10 protein-coding genes and 2 tRNA genes are annotated in these 12,457 nt (G+C 60.6%); 9 read left to right on the plus strand and 3 right to left on the minus strand.

Translation table 11 applies throughout. The features are described 5' to 3' along the window. Positions 1–21: 21 nt before the first annotated feature. Positions 22–1,752: a thiamine pyrophosphate-dependent enzyme gene (locus tag IEU99_RS03855; RefSeq protein ID WP_128890661.1), complete on the plus strand. Its 1,731-nt coding sequence runs from the start codon at positions 22–24 to the stop codon at positions 1,750–1,752. A gap of 80 nt (positions 1,753–1,832) precedes the next feature. Next, a tRNA-Arg gene (locus IEU99_RS03860) sits at positions 1,833–1,908 on the plus strand. Between the two features lie 18 nt (positions 1,909–1,926). On the opposite strand, the gene pdxR is transcribed toward IEU99_RS03860, so the two are convergent. After that, positions 1,927–3,297 (minus strand): MocR-like pyridoxine biosynthesis transcription factor PdxR, encoded by a 1,371-nt coding sequence (gene pdxR, locus IEU99_RS03865; RefSeq protein WP_229718384.1) that lies wholly within the window; start codon positions 3,295–3,297, stop codon positions 1,927–1,929. 79 nt (positions 3,298–3,376) lie between these two features. Here pdxR and pdxS point away from each other — a divergent pair, with 79 nt between their 5' ends. Genes pdxS through IEU99_RS03880 form a run of 3 tightly spaced genes read left to right on the plus strand, consistent with a single transcriptional unit; the run spans position 3,377 to position 5,763 of the window. After that, positions 3,377–4,285, plus strand: coding sequence for a pyridoxal 5'-phosphate synthase lyase subunit PdxS (pdxS, locus tag IEU99_RS03870; RefSeq protein WP_128890659.1), 909 nt, complete (start codon positions 3,377–3,379; stop codon positions 4,283–4,285). Beyond that, positions 4,279–4,833, plus strand: a complete 555-nt coding sequence (pdxT, locus tag IEU99_RS03875) for a pyridoxal 5'-phosphate synthase glutaminase subunit PdxT (RefSeq protein WP_128890658.1) — start codon at positions 4,279–4,281, stop codon at positions 4,831–4,833. The genes pdxS and pdxT overlap by 7 nt, the downstream gene beginning before the upstream one ends. Positions 4,834–4,890: 57 nt before the next feature. Further along, on the plus strand, positions 4,891–5,763 hold the full coding sequence (locus IEU99_RS03880) for an endonuclease domain-containing protein (protein WP_128890657.1): 873 nt from the start codon (positions 4,891–4,893) through the stop codon (positions 5,761–5,763). 874 nt (positions 5,764–6,637) lie between these two features. On the opposite strand, the gene IEU99_RS03885 is transcribed toward IEU99_RS03880, so the two are convergent. Then, complete coding sequence (locus tag IEU99_RS03885; RefSeq protein WP_371869467.1) at positions 6,638–7,681, minus strand: prephenate dehydrogenase; 1,044 nt, start codon at positions 7,679–7,681, stop codon at positions 6,638–6,640. Between the two features lie 19 nt (positions 7,682–7,700). On the opposite strand from IEU99_RS03885, the gene IEU99_RS03890 reads away from it, so the two are divergent. The 3 genes from IEU99_RS03890 (at position 7,701) to IEU99_RS03900 (ending at position 8,760) form a co-directional block, all read left to right on the plus strand. Beyond that, the gene (locus tag IEU99_RS03890; RefSeq protein ID WP_128890655.1) at positions 7,701–8,159 is read left to right on the plus strand and encodes a tRNA adenosine deaminase-associated protein; all 459 of its coding nucleotides are present in this window, start codon (positions 7,701–7,703) and stop codon (positions 8,157–8,159) included. Further along, the gene (locus tag IEU99_RS03895; RefSeq protein ID WP_128890654.1) at positions 8,152–8,631 is read left to right on the plus strand and encodes a nucleoside deaminase; all 480 of its coding nucleotides are present in this window, start codon (positions 8,152–8,154) and stop codon (positions 8,629–8,631) included. The genes IEU99_RS03890 and IEU99_RS03895 overlap by 8 nt, the downstream gene beginning before the upstream one ends. A gap of 38 nt (positions 8,632–8,669) precedes the next feature. After that, positions 8,670–8,760: transfer RNA gene (locus IEU99_RS03900), tRNA-Ser, on the plus strand. Positions 8,761–9,388: 628 nt separating this feature from the next. Here the strand turns inward: IEU99_RS03900 and IEU99_RS03905 are convergent. After that, positions 9,389–9,967 carry a cation diffusion facilitator family transporter gene (locus IEU99_RS03905; RefSeq protein WP_128890653.1) on the minus strand — a complete coding sequence of 193 codons (579 nt, stop codon included), beginning with the start codon at positions 9,965–9,967 and terminating at the stop codon, positions 9,389–9,391. Positions 9,968–10,031: 64 nt separating this feature from the next. On the opposite strand from IEU99_RS03905, the gene IEU99_RS03910 reads away from it, so the two are divergent. Next, the gene (locus tag IEU99_RS03910) at positions 10,032–12,434 is read left to right on the plus strand and encodes an MMPL family transporter (protein ID WP_128890652.1); all 2,403 of its coding nucleotides are present in this window, start codon (positions 10,032–10,034) and stop codon (positions 12,432–12,434) included. Positions 12,435–12,457 lie beyond the last annotated feature (23 nt).

Raw genomic sequence — 12,457 nt, forward strand, 5'->3', positions numbered from 1 at the left:
TCTACGAGAGGCTTCGAAGATATGTCGCAAAGTTTTGCTGAGCAGTTGGTGCAACATCTCGAGGCGCTTGGAGTGCGCCGCGTGTACGGGTTGGTTGGCGATTCGCTCAACCCCATTACCGATGCCATCTCTCACTCCAGCATCGAGTGGGTTCACGTCCACCACGAAGAGGCCGCGGCTTTCGCGGCGGGCGCAGAAAGCCTGCTCACCGGCGAGCTAGCGGTATGCGCCGGTTCTTGCGGCCCGGGCAATACCCACCTTTTGCAGGGTCTTTATGATTCGCACCGCAACCGCGCCAAGGTGTTGGCGCTTGCAAGCCACATTCCTACCCCAAATATCGGCAGCGAGTACCACCAGGAAACGCACCCCACCAAGGTGTTTGAAGATGCCTCGGCCTATTGCGAGATGGTGCACAATCCCGCCCAGGGTGCCCAGGCCCTGCACCACGCCATTCAATCCACCCTCTTAGGCAATGGCGTTTCGGTGCTGGTGCTGCCCGGCGATGTATCAAAGCTCGATGCCGTCAAGCACTCCTCCCTTGATGGGCACTATTCGGATATTGCGCCTACGGTGGTGCCGCCCAAGCCGCAGGTTGATGCCTTGGTCAAGGCCATCAACGAGGCCGATTCCGTGGCCTTCTTTGCAGGCTATGGCGCTGTACCCGCGCGCGAGGAACTGTTAGAGCTGGCCCAGAAGATCAAGGCCCCCATCGGCCATGCCCTGCGCGGCAAGATGGGCTTGCAGCCGGATAATCCATTCGATGTGGGCATGACTGGCCTGCTTGGCTACGGCGCTTGCCACGAGGCCATCCACGAGGCGGATCTGACCATTTTGGTGGGAACGGACTTCCCCTATCGCGACTTCCTGCCCGAGCAGGTGGCGCAGATCGACGTCGATGGCACCCGCCTTGGCCGTCGCACCTCCACCAAGTACCCGGTGCACGGTGATGCCAAGGTGACGCTGCGCCAACTCATCGACGCAGTAGAGCCCAAGGAAGACGACTCCTTCCTGCGCAAGATGCTCAAGGTGCACGAGAAGAAGACCGAGCATGTGGTCAATGCCTATGCGCGCAGCGACCACAACCAGGTGCCCTTGCACCCGGAGTTCGTGGCCGCCACCTTGGATAAGGAGGCAGATCCCAATGCCATCGTGACGGTGGATACGGGCATGTGCACGGTGTGGGGCGCTCGGTATATGAACAATCCCGGCGATCGTCAGCTTTTGGCCTCCTTCCGCCACGGCACCATGGCCAATGCCTTGCCCCAAGCCATCGGCGCGCAGTTGGCGCACCCCGAACGCCAGGTGGTGGCCATGTGCGGTGATGGTGGTTTGGCCATGCTGCTTGGCGAGCTCATTACCGTGCGCTTGCACGAGCTGCCCTTGAAGATGGTGGTGTTTAATAACTCCGCGCTTGGCATGGTCAAGCTCGAAATGATGGTGGAGGGCCTGCCCACCTTCGGCACCGATAATGGCTCGGTCAATTATGCGGCCATCGCCGAAGGCGTGGGCATTAAGTCGATCCGCGTGACTGAACCCGAGCAGCTTCGCCCGGCGCTGCAGGAGGCCATGCAGCATGATGGCCCAGTGCTTGTCGACGCAGTAACAAACCCAGACTCCCTCTCAGTCCCACCAGACATCACGGCCGAAATGATCGCTGGCTTTGCCAAGTCCTCTGCCCGCACCGCGATCCAGGGCGGATTCCGTGAGCTTATCGATCTAGCCAAGAGCAATATCCGCAATATGCCCCGCTAGTTTTTAAGCCCGCAATAGGAGCCTGAACTGCAGATTTGACCATTGTAATCAGGTGCGACTACATTAGTCTCTTGTTGCAAGCGCCCGTAGCTCAACGGATAGAGCATCTGACTACGGATCAGAAGGTTGGGGGTTCGAATCCCTCCGGGCGCACCAACGAAGAACACCCCCGGCCTAGGCCGGGGGTGTTCTCAATTCTCCGGCAAGGATGCGAAGCGCGCGCCGCAGCTCCTCATCGCTATGAGCCCCAAAGCCAAAGACCACCCCATTGTCGCTTACGCCCGAGCCGCCCCAGTGCTCGCTGAGCGCCGTCACCCCAAGACCTTGGGCAGCACAGGCGCGCACCACCTCATGAGCGTCACGCTCGCACAACACCACCGCATGCAAGCCACCATGAATAGGCCGCAGCGTGGCGTGCGCCAAACCACTGAGCTCCTCGCTGACGATATCGCGACGCTTGGCGTATAACCTGCGCAAACGCTGGGTCCTGCGCCGAAGCGCCCCGCTTGCCATATAGCGCGCCAGGGCAATCTGCGTGATCGTGCCCGCCGGTTGGCTGAGAAGCTCGCGCACCCGCAACCCCGCCTCCACCAAATCCGGGGGCATCACAATATAGCCGCAGGCAATCGAGGGGCTGATCAGCGTGGAAAAGGTGCCCAGCAGGGCCGTGTTATTGGGCGCGAGTGCGGCGAGGGCGGGCAGCGGTTGGCCTGCGTAGCGCAGCTCGGAATCGTAGTCGTCTTCGATGAGCAGCGTGTTGCGTCGACAAGCCCACTCGGCCAGAGCCGTTCTTCTTTGCGCAGGCAGGGAACCGCCGGTGGGGTATTGGTGGCTGGGGGTGACGATCAGGGCGTCCATGTGGCCGAGCTGATCAGTGCGGATGCCGTGCTCATCGGTGCCCACCTCCTGCAAACGATGGCCCAACAGACCAGGAATTTTGCGCAAACTGGGATAACCAGGCGATTCCACCCCAACCTTGAGCTGCGGGCCAAGTGCGTGTAACAACACCATCAGCCCCTCGCGGGCGCCAGAGGCAATAATGATCCGCTCGGGCTCGGCCACCAGCCCGCGCATGTGGCGCAAATGATGGCTGATCTCCTCGCGCAACTCATAGGCGCCGGCGGCGGGCAAGGCGCGGGTCTGGCTGGCTGCTTCACGCCAAGCGGCGCGCCAGGTGGGGTCCACCAAGGTGCTGGTATCGGGCGCGCCGGGGGAGAGGGGCAAGAGGGTTTTATGGGCCTTGGGCTTTTTGCTCGGGGGTGGTGTCGGCTGAACGGGGTGCAGGTGGGGATTGATGCAGGTGCCCGATCCGCGCTCGGAAATGAGATAGCCCTCGCCCTGGAGTTGCTCATAGGCGGCCACCACGGTTCCGCGGGCTACCCCCAATTGGGCGGCGAGAGCGCGGGTGGAGGGGATTGGGTCGCCGGGGGTGAGTGTGCCCCTTGCTACCAGCTTGCGAATTTCCGCTGTGAGCTGCACGGGAATGGGCTGTTCTGCATCTTTTTGTATTGAAAGATTTAACTCCGCCGCGATCTCGGAACGCACGCATCCTCCAAGTGGTCTATTGCAACACGCTGAATATGGATCTTCCATTGAACCACTTTCGCGTGCTGCAATGAAGCCCATGTCTTTCGATCAACATGAAAATGAACCACGCCGCGGCACCACCCGAGTCAAGCGCGGCCTCGCAGATATGCTCAAAGGCGGCGTCATCATGGACGTCGTCACCCCCGAGCAGGCACGCATCGCCGAAGACGCCGGCGCCTCCGCCGTCATGGCCCTAGAACGCGTGCCCGCCGACATCCGCGCCCAAGGCGGCGTGGCCCGCATGAGCGACCCGGACCTGATCGAAGGCATCGTCAACGCCGTCTCCATCCCCGTGATGGCCAAGGCCCGCATCGGCCACTTCGTCGAAGCCCAGGTGCTCGAAGCCCTCAACGTGGACTTCATCGACGAATCCGAGGTGCTCAGCCCCGCCGACTACACCCACCACATCAATAAGTGGGACTTCGACGTCCCCTTCGTCTGCGGCGCCACCAACCTTGGCGAGGCCCTGCGCCGCATCACCGAAGGCGCCGCCATGATCCGCTCCAAAGGCGAAGCCGGCACCGGCGACGTATCCGAAGCAGTGCGCCACCTGCGCACCATCAAGGGCGAAATCGCCCGCCTCCAGCGCCTCGACCGCGATGAGCTCTATGTGGCCGCCAAAGAACTCCAAGCCCCATACGACCTGGTAGCCGAGGTCGCCGAAACCGGGAAGCTGCCCGTGGTGCTCTTCGTCGCCGGCGGTGTGGCCACCCCAGCCGACGCCGCCCTCGTGCGCCAGATGGGCGCCGAAGGCGTATTCGTGGGCTCCGGCATTTTCAAGTCCGACAACCCCGCCAAGCGCGCCGAGGCCATCGTCAAAGCCGCCACCGCCTACGACGATGCCAAGCTCATCGCCGACGTTTCCCGCAACCTTGGCGAGGCCATGGTCGGCATCAACGTCGCCGACGTCCCCGCACCGCACCGCCTCGCGGAGCGCGGATGGTAATCGGCATCCTCGCACTCCAAGGCGGCATTGAAGAACACCGCGCCGTCTTGGAGCAGCTTGGCCACGATGTGCGCCTCGTGCGCTTCCCCGCAGACCTCGAAGGCTTAGACGGCATCATCATCCCCGGCGGCGAATCCACCGTCATGGACAAACTCGCCCGCGCCTTCGGCCTCGCCCAACCCCTACGCCGCGCCCTGCAATCCGGGCTGCCCGCCTTCGCCACCTGCGCCGGCCTGATCTACCTCGCCGCGCAATTAGACAACCCCGCACCCGGCCAAGAAACGCTCGGCGTGTTGCCCATACGCGTGCGTCGAAATGCTTTCGGCACACAAAAAGACTCCTTCGAGCAGCTTATCGACGCCCACCCGGCCACCTTCATCCGCGCCCCCGAAGTCACCGACGCCGGCGAAACCGAAGTGATCGCCCAACTCGCAGACGGAAGAATCGTCGGCGTGCGCCACGGACACCACGTGGCCTACTCCTTCCACCCCGAAGAAAACGGGCGCACCGACCTGCACAAACAATGGCTAGGGAACCTCAGCGCCTGAAATACGTCTAACCATAGTGTGAAGCTTTTACACATCAACACACTCAGACGCCAAGGCATGAGCCGCCGCACCCTCAGCACCCTGCTCAAAAACGGCGAACTCGTGCGCGTATTCCGCGGCCACTACAGCCGCGGACGCCCGAGCATCGAGACGCTGATCCAATGGCTCCAACAGCACAAACCCTTTGCCGTGCTCACAGGCATCACCGCCCAAGAACACCACGAACAACGGCCCCTCAGCCTCCCACTCCACATCGAAGTCCCCCGCGGAAAAGCGCTGATCAACAACGAATACTTCCGCATGAGGCACAGCCGCAACCTCCCAGACAAGAGCTCCACAAGCGCCCCCTTCGCCAGTGCGCTCGAAACCGCGAGAGTGCTCAAAACAGCCTTCACCACCACCGAACGACGCGACTTCCTCGCCCGCGCCTACCCCGGACGCGAAGGCCTCCAAAACTGCCTTCACGACTCCACCCACACCCCGCGCCTAGGCCCACAACTCAAACAAGACCTCAAACACGCCCCCATCGGCTGCGACTCCAACACCGAACGCCGCTTCTTCGCCACCCTGGCCAACATGGGCCTCACCATGCGCCACAACAAACCCATAGGCCCATACCGCTTCGACGCCGTCTGCGAAAAAGCCAAGCTCATCATCGAAATCGACGGCTACACCTACCACAACAGCGAAGAACAATTCATCATCGACCGCTGGAAATCCAACGCCGCCCAACTCCACGGCTACACAATCCTGCGCTACTCCGCAGCCTGCATCGACACCCAATTCGACACCTGCATCGACCAAGTCATGCGCGCCACCCAACCCCACCTGCCCACTCACCAACACGAAGCCCCCGAAACCACCGGCGCCTGGCGATGGCACAGCAAACTCCGACAACTCCAATGGCAACACCCGCGCCCTAGGACTTAGACCCCCCGCCCAGTCGGGGCGGGGGGGGTGTGGGTTGGTTTGGTGTGGGGCAGGATCTCCGGATTTGTTGGCGTTTGTCATGGGAAGTGGCACAGGGGAGTGCCAGGACTGGCTAAAACCTGCCTCGCTGTGCACTTTCCCATGTCAATCAACCCAGAATCCTCGGATTTGTCGGCGTTTGTCATGGGAAGTGGCACGGGGGAGTGCAAAAACGGGTTAAAACCTGCCTCGCTGTGCACTTTCCCATGTCAATCGGAGCAGAATTCCCGGATTTCCTGGTGTTTGTCATGGGAAGTGGCACAGCGGAGTGGCGGAACTGGGTTGATTCTTGGCTGGGTGTGCACTTTCCAGTGTCATTTGGGGCAGGATCTTCGGATTTGTTGGTGTTTGTCATGGGAAGTGGCACAGGGGAGGGCAAAAACGGGCTAAGACCCGCCCGCGTGTGCACTTTCCCATGTCATTCGGGCCAGGATTTCCAGATCACCTGGCGTTTGTCATGGGAAGTGGCACGGGGGAGTGGCGGAACTGGGTTGATTCTTGGCTGGGTGTGCACTTTCCCGTGCCATTTGGGGCAGAATCTCCGGATTGGCGGGCGTTTGTCATGGGAAACGGCACAAGGGAGTGCGAAAACGGACCAAAACCTGCCTGGGTGTGCACTTTCCCATGTCATTCGGGCCAGAATTCTCAAATTCCCTGGCGTTTGTCATGGGAAACGGCACAAAGGGGAGCAAAATCGGCCCCGATCCGGCCTCGCTGTGCACTTTCCCGTGTCAATCAACCCAGAATCCCCAAATCTCCAGGTGACTGCCATGGGAAACGGCATAAAAGGGCCAGCCCAAGCCCCAACCCAAACAAGCCCCCAACCCACCTCGCCTTAGGCGATGTTGAGCACCTCGACGCGGGCGCCGATGTTTTCGGCCTGTTTGAGTTGGTTGAGCCAGCCGGGGGCGCCGGGGTGGAGTCGGAAGACGGGGCGCGATGAGATTTGCAGTGGGCTCACGGAGTCGGCGGAGGGTTGGCCGGAGCGGGCTTCGTAGCGGATGCGGGAGCGGTAGCCGGCGTCGATGAGTTCTTCGAGGTTGGGGTTGGTTTCGGCGAGGTGGGCGCGGGCGTCGGCAAGCAAGACCATGGCCTCGTCGAGGGCGCTGAGCAGGGCTTCGGAGTTGGTTTCGCACATGGCGCGCACGAGGGAGGGGGCGGAGCCGGCGACGCGGGTGCCGTCGCGGAAGCTGCCGGCGGCGAGGGAGAGTGAGAGGGCGCCTCCGTTGTCGCCGACGATGGCGAGCGTTTCGGCGAGGATGTGTGGCAGGTGGGAGATGCGGGCCACGGCGCGGTCGTGCACTTTGACGCGGGCGGGGATGACTTCGGCGCCGACGAGTTGGGCCATGAGGGCGACGTCGGTCCAGAGTTTGATCCAGGTTTTGGAGGCCTGGTGTTCGACTGCATAGTCGAAGGTCACGACCCAGGGGGCGCCGCGGAAGAGGGTGGCGTCGGAGGCTTCCCAGCCGCTGTTGGCGGTGCCTGCCATGGGGTGTCCGCCTACGTAGCGTTCTTCCATGTTGCGTTCTTTGACTTGGTCGAGCACGCGACCTTTGACGCTTACTACGTCGGTGAATCCGCAGTTGGGGGCGTGTTCTGCTATTGCGTCGAGCAGGGGCGCCACGGCCGTCATTGGGGTGGCGAGCACGATGAGGGCGCCTTCTTTTTCGGCGCGGGTGAGGGTGGTTTGGAGGTCTGAGCTTACGTCGAAGCCGTCTTTCGCTGCGGCACGGGCGCCGGAGGGGGAGCGGTTGAAGCCGAAGGTGGGGACGTTGGCGTCGACAAGCGCTCGGAGAAGGGACCCTCCGATGAGGCCGAGTCCTAATACGCAGATGGGGCGGGAAATGCGGAAGGAAGTCACCTGACAAGTGTGGCACATTCCGACTACCCTTTGGCATATGAAGCAGGATTTTGCGGTGACGGTAACGCGCGCGGATGGCGCGTGGCAGATCAGGGAATTTGAAGACGATTTCACCTCTCTTCGTACTTCAATCCGGGCCGTGCGCAACCTGCGCGCTGAATCCGCTGCCTTTGCCATGTTGTGCGTGGAGGATGATTATTTTGTGCTTGTGCGCCCCACGCCGAAGGGGGTGCGTTTGCTCATTTCTGATGCCTCGGCTGCGAGTGAGGATGATTTCGCGCTTGAGGTGTTGGAGACGCTTGGGGTGGATACGGATGATATTGATGAGGATCCGTGGGCTGAGGGCGATTTTGATATCCTCGCCGATTTGGGCATAAGTGAGCAGGTCATGGCTGTTATTTGTGATGAGACTGATTGGTGGGCTTCTGAGCAGTTGCAGCGTTTGGCGGAGGAGATGGGTATGGAAGACGAGTTCGCCGACGCGCTCGATGCATAGCTTTTCGACGTCCCTGCGTGCCCAATCCCACGCCCTCATGGGCATGGCTCTTGAGCATGCCGCTTCCACCCCCGCCGCTGATGTGCCCGTGGCGGCGCTGATTTTTGATCCTGAGGGGCGCGTCATTGGCCGTGGGGTGAATCGTCGTGAGGCGGATCAGAATCCTTTGGCGCACGCGGAGATGCTTGCCATCCAGGAGGCGCTCGGGCGCAGCGGTGATGGTTGGCGTTTGAGTGATTGCACGATGGCTGTGACGTTGGAGCCGTGCACGATGTGCGCTGGGGCTTTGGTGGGGGCGCGTTTGGGCCGGCTCATTTTTGGTGCATTTGAACCTAAGACTGGTGCGTGTGGTTCCGTTTTCGATGTGATTCGTGATCCCATGGTGATGCACCGCATGGAGGTGCTTGGTGGGGTTCGTGAAGCTGAGTGCGCGGAGCTTCTCGAGTCCTTCTTCCGGCGCCTGCGCAGCTAATTTGGGGTTTGGCACTGGCGTTTTATAAGCTGATCGACGGTAGCGTGTCCGAGCGGCCGAAGGTGCTCGCCTCGAAAGCGAGTGTTGGGTAACCCCCAACCGCGGGTTCAAATCCCGCCGCTACCGCCAAGAAAAAAACCTCCCACATGCAAGTGGGAGGTTTTTGCTTTGTTGGGTGTGGGGTGTGTGCGTTTTCCCGTGTCATTTGGGGTGCGGATTCTGGGTTTGGGCGCGGTTTGACATGGGAAAGTGCACGTTTGGTTCCAGAACCGGGTGCTGGTTCCTGCGGGTGTGCGTTTTCCCGTGTCATTTGGCCGGGATTTCTGGGATTAGGCCCGGTTTGTCATGGGAAAGTGCACGTTTGGGTTCGGTTCTTGCGCTAATTCCCGTGCGGGTGTGCCTTTTCCCGTGTCATTTGGCCAGAATTTCCGGGATTAGGCCCGGTTTGTCATGGGAAACTGCACATTTGGTTCCAGAAACGGGCGTTATAGCCGCGAGGTGTGCGTTTTCCCGTGGCGTTTGGCAGAAATTTCCAGATTTGGGCGCGGTTTGTCATGGGAAAGTGCACGGTTGGTTCCAGAACCAGTCATAAAACCTCCTAAGAGCATCGACATGTCAACTACCAACCCCACCTCCCCCAACCTCAACCCCAACCCCACCACCTCGATTCTTGTCCGCGGCGCGCGGGAGAATAATTTGCGCGGGCGGGTGAGCCGCGTCCGCCGAGGACGCCGGCGGGCAGTTGACGGCGCAGTATTTAGCAGCAGGGGTCGCCTCGTAGTGCCTCGATGCCTTCGCGCACGGCGAATGCGGCGATTACGAGCGCTGCTACAGAATCGGCCCAGTGCCAGCCAAAGAGCGAGTTCAATAACAGCCCTGCCAGGGTGGCTACGGAGAGCATGGCGCAGATGAGGCGCTGTTTGGAGTCTGCAACCACCGATGCTGAGCCGAGTGCTTGGCCGGTGCGGCGTTGCCATAGGGCCAGCGCTGGCATCACGATGGCGCTTAAGGCGGTGATGGTGATGCCGATGGTGGAGTGTTGGGCAGGTTGTGAGCTGATCGCCTCATAGGTGACGTAGAAGGCCAGAAGGAAGAAGCAGCCGGCGATGAGTTTGAGGGCTACTTCTTCGCGTTCTTCTGGATCGGGGGCGGAAAATTGCCAGGCCACCACGGCGGCTGAGAGCACTTCTACTGTGGAGTCCAGGCCAAAGCCGATGAGGGCTGCAGATGAGGCTTCGCGGCCTGCCCAAATGGAGATTGCTGCTTCTACCACGTTCCATGCGATGGCGATTCCCACGATGAGGCGCACCCGCGCCTGCAAACTTTTGGTGCTCATAGTGCCAAATTCTAGAGCTGGGATAAGCTAAAGCCCGACTTCCCCCCACTCCTAGGAGCACCCATTGGCAAAGTTGCTGTATCGGATCGGCACGTGGTCATTCCGAGCGAAATGGTTCGTGATCGCCGCGTGGTTTGTGATTCTTGGGGCCATGGGTGGTGCTGCCGCCACCTGGGGTGGCACCTATGTGGATAACTTCGCCATCAAGAACACTCCCTCCCAAGAAGCCACTGATATCTATTTAGAGCAGTTCCCGGAGGCTCGTAACCCGCTGCGTGGCACGAGTGTGAACTTGGTGTTTAAGGCCCCAGAGGGTCAGACGCTGACAGAGCCGCACAATGTTGAGGTCATGGATCAAGTGGTGGGCTATATCCGCGATAACCTCCACGAGATCACAGAGACGCAACGTTTTGGCAACCCGGCCATCTTGGGCCCGGAGCTGCAGCGTGGCGTGTATGACCAGCTCACCAATCAGGGCCTCCCGGAACTTACTGCCCGAGCTGATGCTGATAATTTGGCCATGTTAAGCCCCGATCAAACCATCGGCTACACCACCTTCTCTATTGATGTGCCGATGCCTGGTGAGGTCACCCAGGAGCAGCGCGATGTGGTTGATCAGGCTTTGGAGCTGGGGCGTAGCCAAGGGCTGCAGGTAGAAGCCGGTGGCCCTGGTTTTGGTGATCCGATCGCTATTTCTTCTACCTCGGAGATCATTGGTATCTCGGTGGCTGCCGTGATCTTGGTCTTCACCTTCGGCTCCCTCTTGGCCGCCGGTATGCCCCTGATTACCGCCGTGGTTGGTGTGGGCATCGGTTCTTTGGCCATCACCTTGGCCACGGGTTTTGTAGACCTCAACAACACCACCCCAGCCCTGGCGGTGATGATTGGTTTGGCCGTGGGCATCGACTACGCGCTGTTTATTATGTTCCGCTACCGCCGCGAGCGGCTGCGCATGAGCAACCAAGAAGCCGCCGGCATGGCCGTGGGCACCGCGGGCTCGGCGGTGACCTTCGCTGGCCTTACCGTGATCATCGCGCTGGTGGCCCTGGCGGTGGCTCGCATTACCTTCCTGAGCTACATGGGTTATGCCGCGGCCTTCACGGTGTTGGTGGCGGTGCTGGTGTCGCTGACACTGGTGCCGGCCTTGCTCGGTGTGCTGGGTGATCGCGGTTTCCGTTCGCGCCGGGGCGGGCGCAGGCGGCGTACCCGCACGGCCCCGAAGAAGTCGATGGGGCGCCGTTGGGTGCAGTTTGTGCACAAGGTGCCGGCTTTGGTGATCGTGGTGTGCATCATTGGCCTTGGTGCTTTGACCTATCCGGCAACCAGGCTGCACCTTTCTTTGCCCTCGGATACGCAGTCCAATAAAGACACCACCCAGCGTAAGTCTGCTGAGCTGCTCAGTGAGGGCTTTGGCCCGGGTATCAATTCGCAGATGCTCGTGGCCGTCGATGCCCATGAGGTTCGCGATGATGCCCCCGTTTTACAGCCGCTGATTCGTGCCCAAGAAGGTGATCGCCACCGCGCCGCTGCCAATGCTGCCTTCCAATACCTTGTGCAGAACTACTCCAATACCCCGGATGTGAAGCATGTGCAGATCATTGGTGTGTCTGAGGATGGTTTGGGTGCGCAGATGCTCATTACTCCTGAAAGCACCCCGGAAGATGAGTCCACGAATCAGATGATTTCCACGCTTCGCACCAAGGAGCAGGCGGTAGAAGATGCCACGGGTGTGCGTGCCGGTATCACTGGTTTGGTGCCGATCCAGCAGGACATCACCAATAGGCTCGCCGGCGTGATGCCGCTGTATCTGGGCATCGTGGTGGGCTTGGCCATCTTGTTGCTCATGGTGATCTTCCGCAGTTTCTGGGTTCCGGTGGTCGCTGGCGTGGGCTTCTTGCTTTCCATTGGTGCGGCCTTTGGTGTGACGGTGTTGTTCTGGCAGGAAGGTCTGTGGGATTTGGTCAATACCCCAGGCCCGATCATCGCCTTCATGCCGATCTTCTTAATCGGTGTGTGCTTCGGTTTGGCTATGGACTATCAGGTGTTCCTGGTGTCTGCGATGCGCGAGCACTATGTGGCTCACCCCAATGGCAGTGAGACTGAGCTTGGCGATTCCCGCTATAACCCCATCGAGGAATCCATCGTGGAAGGCTTTAGCTCCACCGCCCGCGTGGTCACTGCCGCAGCACTGATTATGATCGCGGTGTTCGTGGCCTTCATTGGTCAGCCTTTGCCCTTTATTAAGATCTTCGGCTTTGCGCTTGGCGCCGGTGTGCTCTTTGATGCCTTCTTTATCCGCATGGCCTTCGTTCCCGCCGCCATGTTCTTGATGGGGCGCAGGACCTGGCATATGCCGCGTTGGCTCAACGCCATTTTGCCGCGTATCGACGTCGAGGGTACGGCCCTAGAAAAGGAATATGAGGCAAAGCAGCAACATCGAAAAGCTACCGAAAAGGTGCAGGCTTAAGCTAAGGCGCTAAGGTTGCCTGC

The organism is Corynebacterium pelargi, assembly GCF_014635485.1.
Classification (GTDB): Bacteria; Actinomycetota; Actinomycetes; order Mycobacteriales; family Mycobacteriaceae; genus Corynebacterium; species Corynebacterium pelargi.

What these genes read in the sequence shown, in the direction of transcription:
- IEU99_RS03890 (WP_128890655.1), top strand. Translation starts at nt 7,701, where the DNA reads ATGAAGCAGGATTTTGCGGTGACGGTAACGCGCGCGGATGGCGCGTGG.
- IEU99_RS03885 (WP_371869467.1), bottom strand. Translation starts at nt 7,681, where the DNA reads ATGTGCCACACTTGTCAGGTGACTTCCTTCCGCATTTCCCGCCCCATC.
- pdxT (WP_128890658.1), top strand. Translation starts at nt 4,279, where the DNA reads ATGGTAATCGGCATCCTCGCACTCCAAGGCGGCATTGAAGAACACCGC.
- IEU99_RS03895 (WP_128890654.1), top strand. Translation starts at nt 8,152, where the DNA reads ATGCATAGCTTTTCGACGTCCCTGCGTGCCCAATCCCACGCCCTCATG.
- IEU99_RS03905 (WP_128890653.1), bottom strand. Translation starts at nt 9,967, where the DNA reads ATGAGCACCAAAAGTTTGCAGGCGCGGGTGCGCCTCATCGTGGGAATC.
- pdxS (WP_128890659.1), top strand. Translation starts at nt 3,377, where the DNA reads ATGTCTTTCGATCAACATGAAAATGAACCACGCCGCGGCACCACCCGA.
- IEU99_RS03855 (WP_128890661.1), top strand. Translation starts at nt 22, where the DNA reads ATGTCGCAAAGTTTTGCTGAGCAGTTGGTGCAACATCTCGAGGCGCTT.
- IEU99_RS03880 (WP_128890657.1), top strand. Translation starts at nt 4,891, where the DNA reads ATGAGCCGCCGCACCCTCAGCACCCTGCTCAAAAACGGCGAACTCGTG.